Annotated in this window: 15 protein-coding genes and 4 pseudogenes; 5 read left to right on the top strand and 14 right to left on the bottom strand. The window is 60.7% G+C overall.

The annotated features are described in order from the left end of the window. Window positions 1–153: 153 nt before the first annotated feature. The 8 genes and pseudogenes from JFV26_RS10030 to JFV26_RS09995 all read right to left on the bottom strand — a co-directional run bounded on the left by JFV26_RS10030 (window position 154) and on the right by JFV26_RS09995 (window position 8,240). A pseudogene (locus JFV26_RS10030) lies at window positions 154–1,165 on the bottom strand (septal ring lytic transglycosylase RlpA family protein). Beyond that, entirely contained in the window at window positions 1,165–2,175 is a 1,011-nt protein-coding gene (mltB, locus tag JFV26_RS10025) for a lytic murein transglycosylase B (protein WP_201191913.1), read from the bottom strand. The pseudogene JFV26_RS10030 and the gene mltB overlap by 1 nt, the downstream one beginning before the upstream one ends. A 17-nt stretch (window positions 2,176–2,192) precedes the next feature. After that, entirely contained in the window at window positions 2,193–3,296 is a 1,104-nt protein-coding gene (rodA, locus tag JFV26_RS10020) for a rod shape-determining protein RodA (protein WP_201192009.1), read from the bottom strand. Between the two features lie 31 nt (window positions 3,297–3,327). Next, window positions 3,328–5,222: pseudogene (gene mrdA, locus JFV26_RS10015) on the bottom strand (penicillin-binding protein 2). 10 nt (window positions 5,223–5,232) lie between these two features. Beyond that, window positions 5,233–5,699 (bottom strand): annotated as a pseudogene (gene rlmH, locus JFV26_RS10010) (23S rRNA (pseudouridine(1915)-N(3))-methyltransferase RlmH). A 9-nt stretch (window positions 5,700–5,708) separates the two neighbouring features. Continuing rightward, entirely contained in the window at window positions 5,709–6,203 is a 495-nt protein-coding gene (gene rsfS, locus JFV26_RS10005; RefSeq protein WP_201191911.1) for a ribosome silencing factor, read from the bottom strand. Between the two features lie 74 nt (window positions 6,204–6,277). Continuing rightward, window positions 6,278–6,967, bottom strand: coding sequence for a nicotinate-nucleotide adenylyltransferase (gene nadD / locus JFV26_RS10000; protein WP_201191909.1), 690 nt, complete (start codon window positions 6,965–6,967; stop codon window positions 6,278–6,280). 1 nt (window position 6,968) lies between these two features. Continuing rightward, window positions 6,969–8,240 (bottom strand): glutamate-5-semialdehyde dehydrogenase, encoded by a 1,272-nt coding sequence (locus JFV26_RS09995; RefSeq protein WP_201191908.1) that lies wholly within the window; start codon window positions 8,238–8,240, stop codon window positions 6,969–6,971. Window positions 8,241–8,428: 188 nt separating this feature from the next. Between JFV26_RS09995 and JFV26_RS09990 the strand changes: the two genes are divergently transcribed. Together JFV26_RS09990 and JFV26_RS09985 are read left to right on the top strand one after the other, a co-directional pair. Beyond that, window positions 8,429–9,124, top strand: a complete 696-nt coding sequence (locus JFV26_RS09990; RefSeq protein ID WP_201191906.1) for a DNA-3-methyladenine glycosylase — start codon at window positions 8,429–8,431, stop codon at window positions 9,122–9,124. Window positions 9,125–9,266: 142 nt separating this feature from the next. Further along, on the top strand, window positions 9,267–10,583 hold the full coding sequence (locus JFV26_RS09985) for a bifunctional DedA family/phosphatase PAP2 family protein (RefSeq protein WP_201191904.1): 1,317 nt from the start codon (window positions 9,267–9,269) through the stop codon (window positions 10,581–10,583). A gap of 102 nt (window positions 10,584–10,685) precedes the next feature. Here the strand turns inward: JFV26_RS09985 and JFV26_RS09980 are convergent, their stop codons facing one another. Genes JFV26_RS09980 through JFV26_RS09970 form a run of 3 tightly spaced genes read right to left on the bottom strand, consistent with a single transcriptional unit; the run spans window position 10,686 to window position 12,362 of the window. Next, on the bottom strand, window positions 10,686–11,276 hold the full coding sequence (locus JFV26_RS09980) for an LON peptidase substrate-binding domain-containing protein (RefSeq protein WP_201191902.1): 591 nt from the start codon (window positions 11,274–11,276) through the stop codon (window positions 10,686–10,688). 10 nt (window positions 11,277–11,286) lie between these two features. After that, entirely contained in the window at window positions 11,287–12,003 is a 717-nt protein-coding gene (locus tag JFV26_RS09975; RefSeq protein ID WP_201191900.1) for an LrgB family protein, read from the bottom strand. Next, window positions 12,000–12,362 carry a CidA/LrgA family protein gene (locus JFV26_RS09970; protein WP_201191898.1) on the bottom strand — a complete coding sequence of 121 codons (363 nt, stop codon included), beginning with the start codon at window positions 12,360–12,362 and terminating at the stop codon, window positions 12,000–12,002. Before JFV26_RS09970 ends, JFV26_RS09975 begins: the two co-directional genes overlap by 4 nt. A 197-nt stretch (window positions 12,363–12,559) precedes the next feature. On the opposite strand from JFV26_RS09970, the gene JFV26_RS09965 reads away from it, so the two are divergent. The 3 genes and pseudogenes from JFV26_RS09965 to JFV26_RS09955 all read left to right on the top strand — a co-directional run bounded on the left by JFV26_RS09965 (window position 12,560) and on the right by JFV26_RS09955 (window position 15,513). Then, window positions 12,560–13,015 (top strand): MaoC family dehydratase, encoded by a 456-nt coding sequence (locus JFV26_RS09965; RefSeq protein WP_201191897.1) that lies wholly within the window; start codon window positions 12,560–12,562, stop codon window positions 13,013–13,015. A 111-nt stretch (window positions 13,016–13,126) separates the two neighbouring features. Next, window positions 13,127–14,844: pseudogene (locus JFV26_RS09960) on the top strand (C13 family peptidase). Between the two features lie 27 nt (window positions 14,845–14,871). Then, complete coding sequence (locus JFV26_RS09955) at window positions 14,872–15,513, top strand: oxidoreductase (protein WP_201191895.1); 642 nt, start codon at window positions 14,872–14,874, stop codon at window positions 15,511–15,513. A 79-nt stretch (window positions 15,514–15,592) separates the two neighbouring features. On the opposite strand, the gene JFV26_RS09950 is transcribed toward JFV26_RS09955, so the two are convergent. From JFV26_RS09950 to mpl, 3 genes are read right to left on the bottom strand one after another with little or no spacing between them, the layout of a single operon-like run. Further along, entirely contained in the window at window positions 15,593–15,877 is a 285-nt protein-coding gene (locus JFV26_RS09950; protein WP_201191893.1) for a YceK/YidQ family lipoprotein, read from the bottom strand. Further along, entirely contained in the window at window positions 15,870–16,502 is a 633-nt protein-coding gene (gene ubiX, locus JFV26_RS09945) for a flavin prenyltransferase UbiX (RefSeq protein WP_169372913.1), read from the bottom strand. Before ubiX ends, JFV26_RS09950 begins: the two co-directional genes overlap by 8 nt. After that, window positions 16,499–17,848, bottom strand: a complete 1,350-nt coding sequence (mpl, locus tag JFV26_RS09940; protein WP_201191891.1) for a UDP-N-acetylmuramate:L-alanyl-gamma-D-glutamyl-meso-diaminopimelate ligase — start codon at window positions 17,846–17,848, stop codon at window positions 16,499–16,501. The genes ubiX and mpl overlap by 4 nt, the downstream gene beginning before the upstream one ends. Window positions 17,849–17,958: the final 110 nt, after the last annotated feature.

Here is a 17,958-nt window from a genome sequence, read left to right as displayed (position 1 = left end):
GCCCAGGGGCAAAACTAATCAGACAACCGTCTAACGGGTTGTCGCGTGTTCAGTTGCTCACTCTGTAACCCTTGCCGGGCTTTTATTCTTAACGAGCCAACAACCCGGTTCACCCCCCAAAACGCAAGCGAACCGTCAATCAAGTACTGCGTGTTACTCGGCGGTGACCAGGCTCGGCGAACCGAGATTGGCCATACGCACGCTGTTCTGCACTTGCTGGATCTCACCCTGAGAACCGATCGGCCCCATGCGCACCCGATGCAGTGTCTGTTGGTTGCGCACGATCGAGCTGATGAACACTGGAGCGCTCACCATCCCGCTGAGCTTCGATCTCAGGAGTTCTGCAGCGTCCGGGTTGGCGAACGCGCCCACCTGCAGATACTGGCCAGAGGCTGGTACAGAAGCGTTTTTTTGCATTGATCTGCACAGGCACAGTGTCCGAGGCGTGTTGCTGCGCCGGTGGCGTCCACTGCTCGACAGTCCCCGCAGAAGCGGTAATCGTCGGCGCGGCATTTTGCGCTACTTGAGGCTCATTGAGCATCAAAGGCGCCGGACGGCCCTTGGCAGCCCACCACTCTTGCGGATCAATCCCTTCAACCTTGACCCGCGCGGTACCGATTTCGGCATAACCGAGCTTCTTGGCGGCAGCGTAGGACAGGTCGATGATGCGGTCCGAATAGAACGGCCCACGGTCATTGACCCGCAGGATCACGCTCTTGTTGTTGTCCAGGTTGGTCACCCGAACGTAACTCGGCAGCGGTAAGGTCTTGTGGGCGGCACTCATGCCGTACAGGTCATACACTTCGCCATTGGCGGTGTTCTGGCCGTGAAACTTGGTGCCGTACCAGGAGGCGGTGCCGGAAGCGACGTAGCGCTTGGAGTCGCTCAACGGGAAGTAAGTCTTGCCCAGCACCGTGTACGGGTTGGCCTTGTAAGCGCCAGTGTGCAGGGTCGGCGTGGCGTCCGGGATGCGCGAAACGTCGACATCCCACCACGGCGCGCCGTCTTTGTGGGCACGGTTGACGTCCAGCCCCGGCATGGCGCGCACAGCGGTCCCAGAGGACTTCTGAGTCGGCGCACGGCTGGTCGAACAACTGGCGAGCAGCACCGCCAACGCGGCGAATGCCATCAGCTTCAGGGGTTTTTTCATAGGCAATGCCCGCATTACTTGACGCCCCGTGCTTGGACCAGCTGTTCAGACAGTTGATGTACGGCCATGGCGTACATCACGCTGCGGTTATAACGCGTGATCGCGTAAAAATTCTTCAGGCCCATCCAGTATTCAGGGCCATTGTCACCTTCCAGGCGGAAAGCGGTGACCGGCATATCGTCGCGCAGCGCATCATGACTCGACCACCCCAACGCCCGCAACTCCCCGACGGTTTTTGTCGGCTCGATGCCGGTGGTCAAACCGTCGTCGACCTGATCGCCACGCACGTCGGCGCGGCTGACCACAGGCTCACCGGCCACCCAGCCGTGGCGCTTGAAGTAACTGGCGACGCTGCCAATGGCATCGTCCGGGTTGGTCCAGATATTAATGTGGCCGTCACCGTCGAAGTCCACAGCATAAGCGCGAAAACTGCTCGGCATGAACTGCGGCAAGCCCATGGCGCCGGCGTAAGAGCCTTTGAGGGTCAACGGATCAACCTGCTCTTCCCGGGCCAGCAGCAGGAATTCACGCAATTCCTTGCGGAAAAACTCGGCACGGGGAGGATAGTCGAAACCCAGGGTCGACAACGCGTCGATCACCCGGTAATTGCCGGTATTGCGGCCGAAAAAGGTTTCAACGCCGATGATCGAGACAATCACCTGGGCCGGCACACCGTATTCCTGTTCGGCACGGGCCAGTACCGCCTCGTGCTGACGCCAGAAGTCCACACCACGGGCAATACGCGCGTCGGTGATGAACATCGGGCGATATTCTTTCCACTGCTTGACCCGTTCGGCGGGTTTGGAGATGGCGTCCAGAATCGCCTGCTTGCGTTCGGCTTCACGGAACACAGCCATCAGTTGCTCCCCGGCAAAGCCATAGTCGCGGGTCATTTCACCGACGAATTCAGCCACCTGGGGTGAGCCTTCGTAATCGCCGGCCCGCGTTTGTTCCGCGGTACCAAGGATGCCTACCAGGCCGACCCACGGCGCGTATCGAGTCGCCCAGCCACGCATTGCTTGCATTGAAATCTTCACCTTATTCAAACCTGTGCGATCCACTTACGATGGGTATGGATCGACATCAAAACCCCAAACGCTGACAGCAGCGTCACCAGCGAAGTTCCACCGTAGCTAATAAACGGCAACGGCACCCCCACAACCGGCAACAGGCCACTGACCATACCGATGTTGACGAAAACGTAAACAAAAAACGTCATGGTCAGGCTACCGGCCAGCAATTTGCCGAATAAAGTCTGGGCCTGGGCGGTAATCACCAAGCCGCGACCGATCAACAACAGGTAAATCAGCAACAGCGCGCAAATGCCCACCAGGCCGAATTCTTCGCCCAGTACCGCAATAATGAAGTCAGTGTGGCTTTCCGGCAGGAAGTCCAGGTGCGACTGGGTGCCCAGCAGCCAGCCCTTGCCGAATACGCCGCCGGAACCAATGGCCGCCTTGGACTGAATGATGTTCCAGCCAGTGCCCAGCGGATCGCTTTCCGGGTCGAGGAAGGTCAGGATTCGCTGCTTCTGGTAGTCGTGCATGATAAAGAACCACATCGCCACCGCCACCGGGATGACCGCGACCAGCACGCTGAGAATCCAGCGCCAGCGCAAACCACCCATGAACAGCACGAACGCGCCACCCGCGAGGATCAGCAGCGAGGTGCCGAGGTCCGGCTGGCGCACGATCAGGATAAACGGTAACCCGATAAGGAACAGACTGACGCCCACATGCTTGAGCTGCGGCGGCAAAGTACGTTTGGACAGATACCAGGCGATCGTCGCCGGCATCAGGATCTTCATGAATTCCGACGGCTGGAAGCGAATCACCCCGGGGATGTTGATCCAGCGCGTGGCACCCATGGCGTTGTGGCCCATGACGTCCACCACCACCAGCAACAGCACGCCCAGCACATAACCGATCGGCACCCAGCGGGCCATGAATCGCGGTTCGAACTGGGCAATCACGACCATCGACACCAAACCAATGCCGAACGAAGTGGCTTGCTTGGCCAGCAGGTCCCAGCTCTTGCCACTGGCCGAATACAGCACGAACAGGCTGCCGGCGGCGAGGGTCAGCAGCAGGATCAGCAACGGGCCGTCAATGTGCATGCGTTGCAGCAGCGTCGCACGGCGACGCATCACGTCCTCGCTGGAGAGGATGCGATCGAAATTACTCTTCACGGGCCGTAGCCTCCGCGCTGATAGGGCCGGCGTATTCCGGTTTGAGTCGGCCATCCTGGTCCAGGAGCCAGGCATCCATCACTTGTCGCACCACGGGCGCCGCAACGCCAGAACCGGACTCGCCGTTCTCGACCATCACCGACACCACGATTTTCGGGTTGTCTGCCGGCGCAAAGCCGACGAACAAGGCATGGTCGCGGTGACGTTCCTGAACCTTGGAGCGGTCGTACTTCTCGCCCTGCTTGATCGCGACCACCTGGGCCGTACCACTCTTGCCGGCAATCCGGTATTGCGAACCAACGGCCGCTTTACGCGCGGTGCCGCGAGCGCCGTGCATCACTTGCTGCATGCCGTGGTTGACCTTGGTCCAGTCGGACGGGTCGCGCAGGACGATGTCAGGCATCGGATTGTCATCCTTCGGCCGCTCGCCCTCGACAGTCTTGGCCAGGTGCGGACGGTTCCAGACACCTTTGTTGGCGACCAGCGCCGTGGCTTGCGCCAGTTGCAGTGGCGTGGATTGCATATAGCCCTGGCCGATCCCCAGAATCAGGGTTTCGCCCGGGAACCAGGCCTGCCGCCGGGTCGCACGCTTCCACTCGCGGGATGGCATCAGCCCCGGGACTCTTCGAACATGTCCAGCGAGACCTTTTGGCCAATGCCGAACTTGCCCAGGTACAAGGACAACCGATCGATGCCGAGCTTGTGGGCCAGGTCATAGAAGTAGGTGTCGTTGGAACGCATGATCGCCGTGTCCAGGTCCACGTAGCCGTCGCCGGTACGGTTCCAGTTACGGTATTTGTGATCGTAGTTGGGCAGCATGTAGTAGCCGGGGTCGAAGACTCGGGTCGAGGCCGTGACCACGCCCGAATCCAGACCGGCAATCGCCACTGCGGGCTTGATGGTCGAGCCCGGCGGGTACAAACCACGTAGCACGCGGTTGAACAGCGGCCGATCGATGGAGTCGCGCAGCTCGGCGTAAGCCTTGAAACTGATGCCGGTGACGAACAGGTTCGGGTCGAAACTCGGCTGACTGACCATGGCCAATACTTCGCCGGTATTGGGGTCCAACGCCACCACGGCACCACGGCGACCACCGAGCGCCGTTTCCGCGGCTTCCTGCAATTTGATGTCCAGGCTCAGGACGATGTCCTTGCCGGGAATCGGATCGGTACGCTTGAGTACGCGCAATACGCGGCCCCGAGCGTTGGTCTCGACTTCTTCGTAACCCACCTGGCCATGCAGCTCGGGCTCGTAAAAGCGCTCGATGCCGGTCTTGCCGATGTGATGAGTGCCGCTGTAATTGACCGGGTCCAACGACTTCAGCTCTTTCTCGTTGATCCGGCCCATGTAGCCCACGGAGTGCGCAAAGTGCGCGCCCTGCGGGTAATGCCGCACCAACTGCGCGACCACCTCAACACCCGGCAGCCGGAACTGGTTCACCGCGATCCGGGCGATCTGCTCTTCGGTCAGCTCAAACAGAATCGGCACCGGCTCGAACGGCCGACGCCCCTGTTTCATGCGCTTCTCGAAGATCCCTCGATCCTCGGGGGTCAGTTCCAGCACCTGGACGATCACGTCGAGTATTTGCTGCCAGTCGCCGGAGCGCTCGCGAGTCATGCTCAGGCTGAAGCTGGGCCGGTTATCGGCCACCACCACGCCATTGCGGTCGAAGATCAACCCGCGAGTCGGCGGAATCGGCTGCACGTGGACGCGGTTGTTCTCCGACAGGGTCGAGTGGTACTCGTACTGGATGACCTGCAGGAAATACAGCCGCGCGATCAACACACAAATCAGCGCAACCACCGCAATGGCCCCGAACACGACGCGGCCACGCACCAGACGGGCGTCTTTTTCGTGGTCCTTGATGCGGATCGGCTGGGGCATGAGGGCAGAGCTACTTGTGGTAAGGGTGGCCGGACAGGACTGTCCAGGCACGATACAACTGTTCGCCGATCAGAATCCGCACCAGCGGATGCGGCAACGTCAACGGCGACAACGACCAGCGCTGATCGGCCCGGCACAGACTTCCGGCGCCAGCCCTTCGGGGCCACCGACCATGAAATTCACCGTGCGCGAGTCCAGCCGCCAGCGATCGAGTTCGACCGCCAGTTGCTCGGTGCTCCAGGGCTTGCCGTGGACTTCGAGGGTGACAATCCGCTCGTTCGGCCCGACCTTGGCCAGCATGGCTTCGCCTTCCTGACGGATGAAGCGCGCCACGTCGGCGTTCTTGCCACGGGTGTTGAGCGGTATTTCCACCAGTTCCAGCGCCAGCTCGGACGGAAGACGCTTGGCATATTCATGCCAGCCTTCTTCCACCCATTTGGGCATGCGTGAACCGACGGCGATCAGTCGCAGTCGCACAGCGGTCCCTTACTGCTGGTCTTTGTTGAGCTTGATGAAATGCTCGTGGGTGTTTTCCGGGCTGTGGTGAGCCGCGTTCAGAGCACGGCTCTGTTCGGCGCCGGACCACAGACGCTCCAGGTCGTAAAACTGACGAGCCGAGGCAGTCATCATGTGCACGATGACGTCATCCATATCCAGCAACACCCAGTCGCTGTCGCCCTTGCCTTCTTCACCCAGTGGCTTGACGCCCAGGGCTTTGACCGCTTCGCGGACCTTGTCCAGCATCGCGCCGATCTGACGGTTCGAAGTACCGGTGGCGATGATCATGAAGTCAGTGATGCTCTGCTTTTCACGAACGTCGATGACCTGGATGTCCTGGCCTTTCACGTCTTCCAGGGCTGCAACGGCAACCTTGACCAGCTCTTCACCACGCAGTTCCGGTCCGGTTGGGACCTCTACTGGCAGCGGGGCGCTCTTGAACGTGCCTTTGCGCTTTACTTTAGTTACGTCTTTGTTCGTCATATAAAACTCGTTTTGCTCGTATGTTCGGGCGCTTCGTTACACGTGATCACGTGCCGTGAAGCGTGCCCTTTTTTTCAGTTCGACGCACGGTACAGACCGTGCGCATCGATGTAGGCCAGGACCGCGTCGGGCACCAGGAAACGTACCGACTTACCGCTGGCCAGCAGTTGACGGATCTGGGTGGCGGATACCGCGAGCGGTGTCTGCCAGACGAATGCAATCTGTCCGCTCGGCCCTTTGAGGGCCAGCGGGTCGCTCACCGAGCGTGCCGCCAACAGATTGCGCAAGGCATCCGGCGGTTCGCTGTCGGCATCCGGGCGTTGCAGCACCAGGATGTGGCAATGCTGGAGCAACTCTTCCCAGCGGTGCCAAGTGGGCAGGCCGCAAAATGCGTCCCAGCCCAAAAGTAGAAAAACCTGGGTCTCAGCGGCCATTTCGGCGCGCATCAATTCCAGGGTATCGATAGTGTAGGACGGTTTGTCCCGCTGCAATTCACGGGCGTCCACCACCAACGGCGCCACACCGGCTACCGCGCACTCAACCATCGCCAGACGGTCCTGCGCCGACACCTGTGGCGTGTCCCGATGCGGCGGCCTGGCACTGGGTGTCAGACGCAGTTCATCGAGGTCCAGCGATTCGGCGACTTCCAGCGCACCGCGCAAATGGCCGATGTGCACCGGGTCGAAGGTTCCGCCCAGCACGCCAATGCGTCGAGGCTCAGCCTCGCCGGCAGTGACCGGGGCTGACGGGTCGAGGTCGCCCAAGTCAGACCGACTCCTGTCCGCGCAACTGGCCGTCGCCAACCACGATGTACTTCTCGCAGGTCAGACCTTCGAGGCCCACCGGGCCGCGGGCGTGCAGCTTATCAGTAGAAATGCCAATCTCGGCACCCAATCCGTATTCAAAGCCATCGGCGAAGCAGGTCGGCGTGTTGATCATCACCGACGACGAGTCGACTTCAGCCACGAAACGCCGGGTGTCAGCGAGGTTTTCACTGACGATCGAATCGGTGTGGTGAGAGCCGTACTTGTTGATGTGCTCGATGGCCTGATCCAAACCGTCGACCACGCGGATCGACAGAATCGGCGCCAGGTACTCGGTGTTCCAGTCTTCTTCAGTCGCGGCAACGGCCTCGATGATCGACCGGGTGCGTTCGCAACCGCGCAGTTCAACGCCTTTTTCGCGGAACTGTGCAGCCATCGATGGCAGGAAATCTTTGGCAACGCTTTGATCCACCAGCAAGGTTTCCATCGCGCCGCAGATGCCATAACGGTACGTCTTGGCATTGAAGGCGATGCGCCGGGCTTTCGGCAGATCGGCGTGGGCACTGACGTAGACGTGGCAGATGCCGTCCAGGTGTTTGATCACCGGCACCCGAGCGTCGCGACTGACCCGTTCGATCAAGCCCTTGCCGCCGCGCGGCACGATCACGTCAACGTATTCAGGCATGGTGATCAGCGCGCCGACGGCAGCGCGGTCAGTGGTTTCGACCACTTGCACCACGGCGGCAGGCAGATCGGCCTCGGCCAGGCCGCGCTGGATGCAGGCGGCAATGGCACGGTTGGAATGAATCGCTTCGGAGCCGCCACGCAGGATGGTTGCATTGCCGGACTTCAGGCACAGGCTGGCGGCATCGATGGTCACGTTCGGGCGGGACTCGTAGATGATCCCGATCACGCCCAGCGGCACACGCATCTTGCCGACCTGTATACCGGACGGGCGAAAGCTCATGTCGCGGATCGCGCCGACCGGGTCAGGCAATGCCGCGACCTGACGCAGGCCAACGATCATGCCGTCGATCCGTGCCGGGGTCAGTGCCAGGCGTTCCAGCAAGGCAGGTTCAAGACCATTGGCCCGGCCGGCGGCCAAATCCAGTTCATTGGCCGCCGTCAGCTCGCCGCGTGCAGCATCCAGCGCATTGGCAGCCGCCTGCAAGGCGCGGTTTTTCTGCGCAGTGCTGGCACGGCCGATGATGCGCGACGCTTCACGGGCAGCGCGACCCAGGCGGGTCATATAGTCGAGGACGGACTCAGTCATGGTCTGGAGTGGTCTTTGCTGGATTTTGGAAAAGAGTAAAGCGGCAGATTATAGCTGTCGCGTCCCTGGACTAACAGCGGTGACGGGCGGATGGTCGAAATGGAGGGCAATTTGCCGACGTTCAGCCGTGATTAAGCTGCAAATTGTTATCATCGTGACTCAATCAGCCCTGATAAACGCCGTTCATCATGTCCAACCTGACTGTTCGCGCCTCCGTTTCGAGCCTGCCCACGGCGCTCCCGGACGGTTTTTTCGACCGCGACGCACAAATTCTGGCCCGGGAGTTACTCGGCAAAGTCATCCGTCACCGGGTCGGTGACCTGTGGCTCAGTGCCCGGATCATCGAAACTGAAGCGTATTACTGCGAAGAAAAAGGCAGTCACGCCTCCCTTGGCTACACAGAAAAGCGTAAGGCTTTGTTTCTGGATGGCGGCCACATCTATATGTATTACGCCCGGGGTGGCGATTCGCTGAACTTCAGCGCCCAAGGGCCGGGCAATGCGGTGCTGATCAAATCCGCTTATCCGTGGGTCGATGAATTGAGTGGGCCAGCGAGTCTGGCGCAGATGCTGGTGAACAACCCCGACGCTCAAGGTCGCCCTCGCCCCTCGCAAAAACTCTGCGCCGGGCAAACACTGCTGTGCAAGGCGCTGGGGTTGAAAGTGCCGGTCTGGGACGCCAAGCGCTTCGATCATGAAGTGTTGCTGGTGCAAGACGTCGGCCCGGCCCCCGCCCACATCATTCAAACCACCCGCCTGGGCATTCCCCATGGACGTGACGAACATCTGATGTACCGCTTCGTTGATGCGGCTTATGCGCCGTATTGCACGCGGAACCCGCTGCGCCGGGGGCAGGTCGAAGGTCGCGATTATTTTTTGTTGTAAACACAATCCCCCCCTGTAGGAGCTGCCGAAGGCTGCGATCTTTTGATCCTGTTTTCAGCGGTATCAAAAAGCTGAAGATCAAAAGATCGCAGCCTTCGGCAGCTCCTACGCGGTGGTCAATTCGTAAAGTGGAGTTGTAGGTATGGGCCCATGGCTCGATAGCATTACCGGTTGGTTGACGGTCAATCCGCAGTGGCTGGCCGCCGCGGTGTTCATAGTGGCCTGCGTGGAATGCCTGGCGATTGCCGGGCTGATCGTGCCCGGTACCGTTTTGCTGTTTGCCGTGGCGGTGCTGGCCGGCAGCGGCGCGCTGCCACTCGGCGAAACACTATTGCTGGGTTTTCTCGGTGGTTTGTTCGGGGACATGGTTTCGTACTTTCTTGGGCGACATTTCCACCAGAACATTCGCCGCCTGCCAGGCTTGCGCAATCACCCGGAATGGATCGCCGGGGCCGAGTCTTATTTCCAGCGGTATGGCATCGCCAGCCTGTTAGTCGGGCGCTTCATCGGGCCGTTGCGGCCAATGCTGCCGATGGTCGCCGGGATGTTCGACATGCCCTTCCCTCGCTTCGTCGCCGTCAGCCTGCTGGCCGCCGCGGGCTGGAGCGTTGCCTACCTGCTGCCCGGCTGGGCCACGGGCGCGGCGATTCGCCTGCCATTACCGGAAGGTTTCTGGCCTGAAGCCGGGATTGTCGCCGGCAGCATCGCGGTCATGATCGGTTTGAGTGTCACCAGCAGCCTGCGTCGTCATCGCCACGCCAGCGCCTTCATTGCCAGCGTGGGCCTGTTGATTCTGCTCGGGCTGTTTTTCGGCTACCCGCACCTGACTGCGCTCGATCAAGGCTTGATGGCTCTGGTGCAAGAACACCGCAGCCCGATGATGGATGAGGTGGCCGTCATCTTCACGCTGATCGGCGAATTCCGAAATATGCTGGTGTTCAGCGCCCTGCTGACCGGTCTGCTGTTGCTGACACGGCAATGGCGCCAGGCGATTTTCGTTGGCGGCGCGCTGTTGTGTACGGCGATTGGCAACACGGTGACCAAGCACTTTTTCGCGCGCCTGCGTCCGGAAGTGCTGACAGATCCACTGACCAGTTACAGCATGCCCAGCGGCCACGCCTCGGGCTCATTTGCACTGTTTCTGGCGCTCGCCGTTCTGGCCGGACGCGGACAACCACCCCGAATGCGCCTGACTTGGCTGTTGTTGGGCTGCATGCCGGCGCTGGCGATTGCCTTGTCGCGGGTCTATCTAGGGGCGCATTGGCCGACGGATGTACTGGCCGGCGCGATGCTGGCGGCCTGTGTCTGTGCGGCGAGCCTGTGGCTGAGTCAACGCCAGACACCACTCAACCCAATGCCAGCCAAAGTCTGGTGGCTGGTGTTGCCGTCGATGCTGGCGTTGTTTGCGTTTTTTGCGCTGCGGCATTTGCCGCATGCGATGTTGCGGTATGCGTATTAAGGCGAGCCCTTTAAAGATCAAAAGATCGAAGCCTTCGGCAGCTCCTACAGGGTGAACACATATCCCATGTAGGAGCTGCCGCAGGCTGCGATCTTTTAGGGCTCAAGCAAACAGTTCGCCCTGCAACTCATCCAGCAACGCCTGAATCGCATCCAGCCGTTGTTGCGGATCATCGAGCTGCAGCAGATCAATCTTGTCCACTTCTGCGAACGGCAGCAGATACGCCAATTGATTGGCCAGTGACTGTTGCCCGGTTGCTTCGGTACCCATGTTCAGCGCCTCGACCATCGGGTGTTCGGCCAGGGCCTTGAGCAGCGCAACCAGGTCAGCGTCTTCATCCTGCAACGGTTGTTCAGGCTCGTCTTCCAGCCACTCGACATCGGCCACGGTCAGGTGATCGCGCTGGACTTCGGTGTGCAATACGTTAAAGCGCCGCCCACCCTGCACCTGAATCCCCAGCAGGCCGTTGTCCTGCTGTTTGAAGTCGGTGATCAATGCTTCACAGCCCACCAGCGCATAACCCGCCGGGGCGATACCGACCTCTTCGCCGTCGAGGATGCACACCACGCCAAAGCCGCCGCCTTGTTTCATGCAGCGGCTGATCATGTCCAGGTAGCGCGCCTCGAAAATCTGCAGGTCGAGGATGCAACCAGGGAACAGCACCGTGTTCAGCGGGAAAAGCGGCAGACTCATAGACATTTCCTTACACCACCATCGACACCGCCAACGGCAGGAACACCGCCGTGGCCACACCCATCAGACTCATCGCCAGCGCCGCGAAGGCACCGCATTCTTCACTTTCCTGCAAGGCCACCGAAGTGCCGACCGCGTGGGCGGTCATGCCCAGGGCCATCCCGCGGGCCTCAGGGCTATGGACACCGAGCCGGGTCAAAAGACTCGGGCCGAAAATCGCACCGATCACGCCAGTAATCAACACGAACACCGCTGCCAGTGCCGCGACACCACCAATCTGCTCGGCTACCAGCATCGCAATCGGCGAGGTCACGGACTTCGGCGCCATGGTCATCAGGATCATATGTTCGGCACCAAACCACCAGCCCAGCAACACACCCATGCCCGTGGCGACCACGCCACCTATCACCAGCGTAGTAAAAATCGGCCAGAACAACTGCCGAATCCGTCGCAGGTTCAAGTACAGCGGCACCGCCAACGCAACCGTGGCAGGGCCGAGCAGGATGCTGAGAATCTCGGTGCTCTTGCGGTACTCGGCGTAGGTCAGGCCGCAGCCCACCAACACGCCGATCACCAGCACCATCGAGACCAGCACCGGTTGCAGGAAGATCCAGCGAGTTTTCTCGAACGCCGCGAGCACCAGTTGATAAGCGCCCAGCGTAATGCCGATGCCAAACAGCGGATGGTGAATCACCGAATCCAGGGCACCTTGCCAATCGAGGATCATTGGCCGTCTCCGCGATGGGCGTGGCGTTTGATCAGGCGCTGCATCAGCACCCCGACGAAGGCCATGGATAGCACCAACGACAACACCAGTGCGCCGGCGATGGCCCAGAAGTCTGCGGCAATGTCCTTGGCGTAAACCATCACACCCACGGCCGGCGGCACCAATAGCAATGGCAGGTAACGCAGCAAACTGCCAGCGGCCAGGTTCAGCGGCTCACCGACCTCGCCGCGAATAATCAGGAACACCAGCAACAGCAGCAGGCCGATAATCGGTCCCGGCAGCACCGGCAAAAACAGGTGGTTGATGGCTGTGCCCAGCAATTGGAACAGCACCAGCCAGGTCAGGCCACGTAACAACATCCGGCATCTCCCGCAACGCTCGCCCCACAAAGAAGGGGCCGGGCATTATAAGCACGCCGACGCTATACACCGGCATTCGCCAAAAGCATGGTCAGTTGACCGGAGCAATTTGTCATGTTGATCTAAAGTAGTAAGCCGGGAGGTCAAATCCCCCCCGCCTCAAAACTATAAAACCGATGAAACCAAGGAGAGTCTCAATGCCCTATGTTCCTGTTGCAGAGCTCAAAGATTATGTCGGCAAGGAACTTGGACGTTCCGAATGGCTCACCATCGATCAGGAGCGCATTAACCTGTTCGCCGAAGCCACAGGGGATTATCAGTTCATTCACGTCGACCCGGTCAAAGCCGCGAAAACCCCATTCGGCAGCACCATTGCCCACGGTTTACTTTCGCTGTCGCTGATGCCCAAACTGATGGAAGACATCCTGATCCTGCCGGAAGGCGTGAAAATGGTGGTCAACTATGGCCTGGACAGCGTGCGCTTCATCCAGCCGGTGAAAGTCAATTCACGGGTACGGCTCAAGGTCGACATGAACGAAGTCACCGAGAAGAAACCCGGACAATGGCTGCTCAAGGCCACCGCAACACTGGAAATAGAAGGCTCGGACAAACCGGCGTACATCGCCGAACCGCTGTCCCTCTGTTTCGTATAAAGCCTCTGGATGCGAAGCAGCTCATGCTGTTTCGCGACTCTATTTATTCCCTCGCTATATAAGGTCGCATAGCTGCGGCATACTCGGTCGCCTAACTGCCCGGATCCCGCTATGCGCTCACTTGCACCCCTTGCTTTGACCCTGTTGCTCACCGCTTGCGGCAATGGCGAATCGCTGCTGTCCCCTGACGCCCGACTGCCGGATGGCGGACGCTATCGTGGCGATTTGGTCAATGGGTTGCTGCAAGGCCAGGGCCGCATCGACTACCCAAACGGCAGTTGGTACGCCGGCCAGTTCGACAAGGGCCAATGGCATGGCCAGGGCGAGTGGCACGGCAGCAACGGCGAGGTGTATCGCGGGCAGTTCCAGCAAGGGCTGTTCGACGGCCAGGGCACACTGACCACCAATGGCAGCAGCTACAGCGGCGGCTTCAAACTCGGCCGGCGCGACGGCGAAGGCACCCTCAAAGAAAACGGCATGACTTACCGTGGTGAGTTCAAGGCCGATCAGTATTCAGGGCTCGGCCGTCTCGAACTCGAAGACGGCAGCTCGTATCAAGGTCAGTTTGCCCACGGCAAGCCCAACGGCGAAGGCCAGCGCGGCGATGCCAGCGGCAATCAGTTCAGCGGGCATTTCGTCGACGGTCAATTGGAAGGCAACGGCACCTTCAACAGCGCCGACGGTGATATCTACGTCGGCGCCTTCAAAGACAACCAGCTCAACGGCAAGGGTCGCTACGAGAACGCCGATGGCGATGTCTGGATCGGTCAGTTCAAGGAAGGCGTGCTCAACGGCAAAGGCGAGCTGATCGGCACCGACGGCAGCCACTACATCGGCCAGTTCAGCGATTGGCGCTTCACTGGCCCGGGCCGCTTGAACCTGGCCGACGGCAGTTTCTACGTCGGCGGATTCGACGCTGACAGCTATCAGGGTCGCGGCACGCTGGTACTGACCGACGGTACCGTCATCAGCGGCACCTGGATCAACGGCCAACGCGTACGTGATGCCGACGGCAAGTTGTTGCCCGACACCCTTGAGCTCGGCTTGCTGGCCCAGGGCCGCTTGCTCGACGAGGCGCTGGGCAACGTGCCCGCCTCGACCCCGGCGGTTGAGCTGTACAGCCTGACGCTCGGCGGCGACGGCAAGCAGAGCGTGTTCCTGCGCGAGTCCGACTACGTCGCCAACATGCTCGCCAGCCGCTTCGGTGCTTATGGCCAAATCCGTCTGGTCAACCACCGCGACCACCTCACCGACCGGCCGATGGCCACCCGGAAAACCTGCGCCGCGCCGCCCAGACCCTGGCCGAACGCAGCGGCCCCGAAGACCTGATCTTCATCTACCTGACCAGCCACGGCACCAGCGAACACGAACTGGTACTCGACCAGCCACGAATGGAGCTGGCCGACCTGCCCGCCGACGAACTGGCTGCGGTCCTCGCGCCCCTGAAGAATCGCGACAAGATCATCGTGATTTCATCCTGCTATTCCGGCGGTTTTATCCCGGCGTTGAAAGACGAACGAACCCTGATCATGACGGCCTCGCGGGCTGACCGGGTGTCCTTCGGCTGCTCGGAAGAAGCCAACTTCACCTACTTCGGCGACGCGCTGTTCGCTCAGGCGCTGAACCAGACCGACGACCTGGAGCAAGCCTTCAAACTGGCCAAGGCCACCGTTGCCGAGCGCGAGCTGGCGGACAACTTCGAAGCCTCCGAACCGCAGATCTGGGCGCCGAAAACCGTGCTCGCCCACTGGCAATTGCTACGCAAACAACAAGCGCGCAAAGCATTACAAAGTGCGGCTATCAGCAGCAAGGACGCCAAGAGCAACTAAGCTGAATAGTATCAAGGGGGAAACACTATGTACTTGACGCCTCAGCATGTCTTGCTTGCCGGAGCTACGGGTTTAACCGGCGAACATTTGCTCGATCGCCTGCTCAATGAGCCAACGATTACGCGGGTCCTGGCACCGTCACGCCGGCCACTGGCCGAGCACCCTCACCTGGAAAACCCGGTCGGCGACCCGGTAGTGTTTCTGCCGCAACTGAACGGTCGCGTCGACATCGCCTACTGCTGCCTCGGCACCACGATCAAACAGGCCGGCTCCGAAGAGGCGTTTCGCGCGGTGGACCTGGACATGGTGGTGGCGTTCGCCAAGCGCGCGCGGGAAATGGGGGCGCGGCACCTGATCGTGATCAGTGCCTTGGGGGCCGACCGGAGATCCTCGATTTTCTACAACCGGGTCAAAGGCGAGATGGAACACGCATTGCGCGCGCAGGACTGGCCGCAGTTGACCATTTGCCGTCCTTCGTTGCTGCTGGGTGAGCGCCTCGAACCGCGGCTGGCCGAGCAATTCGCCGGGCCGTTGTCGCGATTGATTCCGGGCAAATACCGCGGCATCGAAGCCTGCCAACTGGCCCGCGCCATGTGGCGACTGGCGCTGGAAGAGCAGGATGGCGTGCGGGTGGTTGAGTCGGATGAGCTGCGTAAGTTAGGTAAATAAGATCAAAAGATCGCAGCCTACGGCAGCGCCCTAAGGCGCGTAGGAGCTGCCGAAGGCTGCGATCTTTTGCTTTGGCTTTTTACAACCCACCCGTCGCCTGAAACCCAACCCCAATCACCGTCAACACCGACAACGGCAACAACAGCGTGTCGAGCAACGCACTGGCCGGCAGGTCGACATTGGGATAACTCGGGGCTTCTGCACCGAAACGGTCCTTGGCGCAACAACCACCGTTCATCGCATACAAATCCAGCCGAGTCCCCGAATACACCACCGGCGCACCCGGTTGCGCGGCATTCAGGGTGCGTGCGGTGGCGCATCCGGCCAGCTGCAACGCCAGTAGCACCATCAGCAGCTTATTCATCGCTGCTCAAATGATGCTCGCCCCAACGCGGCAGCATGTCCTGAGGAATGTTCAACAGATTGAGAATCCGCGCGACGACGAAGTCGATCAGGTCATCAATGGTCTGTGGCTGATGATAGAAACCCGGCGACGCCGGCAAAATCGTCACGCCCATGTTCGATAACTTGAGCATGTGCTCCAGATGAATACTCGAGTACGGCGCCTCACGCGGCACCAGAATCAACTGGCGGCGCTCCTTCAAGGTCACGTCGGCGGCGCGCTCGATCAGGTTATTGCAGGCACCGGTCGCGATGGCCGACAAGGTCCCCGTCGAGCACGGCACCACCACCATCGCCGCTGGCGCACCGGAGCCCGACGCCACCGGCGACATCCAGTCTTCCTTGCCGTACACCTTGATTTGCCCGGCGGCAGCCCCGGTGTATTCGGTCAGGAACGCCTGCATGGTTTGCGGTTTGGGCGGCAGCGTCACGTCAGTCTCGGTGGCCATCACCAGTTGCGCAGCCTTGGAGATCAGGAAGTGCACCTCCCGGTCCTCGCGCACCAGGCAATCAAGCAGGCGCAAGCCGTACTGGGCGCCGGAAGCACCGGTCATCGCCAGCGTAATGCGCTCCGGGCCATTGTTCATTGCAGCGCCTCGGCGAGTTTGCCGTGCAGGCCGCCGAAGCCGCCGTTGCTCATGATCACCACGTGAGTGCCGGGCTGGGCCTGGCTCTTCACGCGTTCGATGATGCCCTCGAGTGAGTCGCTGACAATCGACGGCACGGTGCACAGCGCTGCTGTCCCCGCCAGGTCCCAGCCGAGATTGGCTGGCGCGTACCAGATCACCTGATCGGCATCGACCACGCTTTCCGGCAAACCGTCACGGTGCGCGCCGAGCTTCATGGAGTTGGAGCGCGGCTCGATGATCGCGATCAGAGGCGCATCGCCAATGTGTTTGCGCAGACCATCGAGCGTGGTGGCAATGGCAGTCGGGTGGTGGGCGAAGTCATCGTAGATGGTGATGCCACGCACTTGCGCGACTTTCTCCATCCGGCGCTTCACGCTTTTGAACGCACTCAGCGCCGCAATGCCCATGGACGGCACCACGCCGACATGGCGGGCCGCCGCCAGGGTCGCCAAGGCGTTGGCGACGTTGTGCTGGCCGGTCATGTCCCACTCGACCACGCCCTGGGCAACGCCTTCGAACATCACTTCAAACTTGGAACCGTCTTCACTCAGCAGTTTGACCTGCCACTGACCGCCGGCACCGGTAGTTTGCACCGGGGTCCAGCAGCCCATTTCGATCACGCGCTTGAGCGCCGGCTCGGTGGTCGGATGGATCACCAGGCCTTCGCTCGGAATGGTCCGTACCAAATGGTGGAACTGCCGCTCGATGGCTGGTAGATCGGGGAAGATGTCGGCGTGATCGAACTCAAGGTTGTTCAGGATCGCCGTGCGGGGGCGGTAGTGAACGAACTTGGAGCGCTTGTCGAAGAATGCGCTGTCGTATTCGTCGGCTTCGATCACAAAGAACGGGGTACCCCCCAAACGAGCGGACACCGAGAAATTCTGCGGCACGCCGCCGATCAGGAAACCCGGGCTCATGCCCGCGTGCTCCAGCACCCAGGCGAGCATGCTGCTGGTGGTGGTCTTGCCGTGAGTACCGGCAACGGCCAGCACCCAGCGACCTTGCAGCACGTGATCCGCCAGCCATTGCGGGCCGGAAACGTAGGGCAGGCCTTTGTTCAGTACGTACTCGACGGCCGGGTTGCCGCGAGACATGGCGTTGCCAATCACCACCAGATCCGGAGCCGGATCGAGCTGGGCGGGATCGTAGCCTTGGGTCAACTGAATGCCCTGAGCCTCAAGCTGAGTGCTCATCGGCGGATAGACGTTGGCATCGGAGCCGGTCACATGATGGCCCAGTTCTTTGGCCAGAACCGCCATCGACCCCATGAAAGTGCCGCAGATACCCAGAATATGAATGTGCATAGTCGACCTCGTAAAACATGGCCGCAGGTTAGCGTAGGGAGGGGAAAATCGCACCTTGTGTTTGAAGATCAAACACCGCCGCCCCCGTAGGAGCGAGGCTTGCCCGCGAA

Source organism: Pseudomonas sp. TH31, from assembly GCF_016650815.1.
GTDB lineage: Bacteria > Pseudomonadota > Gammaproteobacteria > Pseudomonadales > Pseudomonadaceae > Aquipseudomonas.
This window is presented reverse-complemented; position numbering and strand designations above follow the sequence as displayed.

Excerpts from the sequence above, each read along its gene's own strand:
- JFV26_RS09965 (WP_201191897.1), top strand. The coding sequence starts at position 12,560 with ATGCCCTATGTTCCTGTTGCAGAGCTCAAAGATTATGTCGGCAAGGAA.
- ubiX (WP_169372913.1), bottom strand. The coding sequence starts at position 16,502 with ATGAACAATGGCCCGGAGCGCATTACGCTGGCGATGACCGGTGCTTCC.
- JFV26_RS09985 (WP_201191904.1), top strand. The coding sequence starts at position 9,267 with ATGGGCCCATGGCTCGATAGCATTACCGGTTGGTTGACGGTCAATCCG.
- rsfS (WP_201191911.1), bottom strand. The coding sequence starts at position 6,203 with ATGACGAACAAAGACGTAACTAAAGTAAAGCGCAAAGGCACGTTCAAG.
- JFV26_RS09995 (WP_201191908.1), bottom strand. The coding sequence starts at position 8,240 with ATGACTGAGTCCGTCCTCGACTATATGACCCGCCTGGGTCGCGCTGCC.
- rodA (WP_201192009.1), bottom strand. The coding sequence starts at position 3,296 with ATGCGTCGCCGTGCGACGCTGCTGCAACGCATGCACATTGACGGCCCG.
- JFV26_RS09990 (WP_201191906.1), top strand. The coding sequence starts at position 8,429 with ATGTCCAACCTGACTGTTCGCGCCTCCGTTTCGAGCCTGCCCACGGCG.
- JFV26_RS09975 (WP_201191900.1), bottom strand. The coding sequence starts at position 12,003 with ATGATCCTCGATTGGCAAGGTGCCCTGGATTCGGTGATTCACCATCCG.
- mltB (WP_201191913.1), bottom strand. The coding sequence starts at position 2,175 with ATGCAAGCAATGCGTGGCTGGGCGACTCGATACGCGCCGTGGGTCGGC.
- JFV26_RS09970 (WP_201191898.1), bottom strand. The coding sequence starts at position 12,362 with ATGTTGTTACGTGGCCTGACCTGGCTGGTGCTGTTCCAATTGCTGGGC.
- JFV26_RS09950 (WP_201191893.1), bottom strand. The coding sequence starts at position 15,877 with ATGAATAAGCTGCTGATGGTGCTACTGGCGTTGCAGCTGGCCGGATGC.
- JFV26_RS09980 (WP_201191902.1), bottom strand. The coding sequence starts at position 11,276 with ATGAGTCTGCCGCTTTTCCCGCTGAACACGGTGCTGTTCCCTGGTTGC.
- JFV26_RS09955 (WP_201191895.1), top strand. The coding sequence starts at position 14,872 with ATGTACTTGACGCCTCAGCATGTCTTGCTTGCCGGAGCTACGGGTTTA.
- mpl (WP_201191891.1), bottom strand. The coding sequence starts at position 17,848 with ATGCACATTCATATTCTGGGTATCTGCGGCACTTTCATGGGGTCGATG.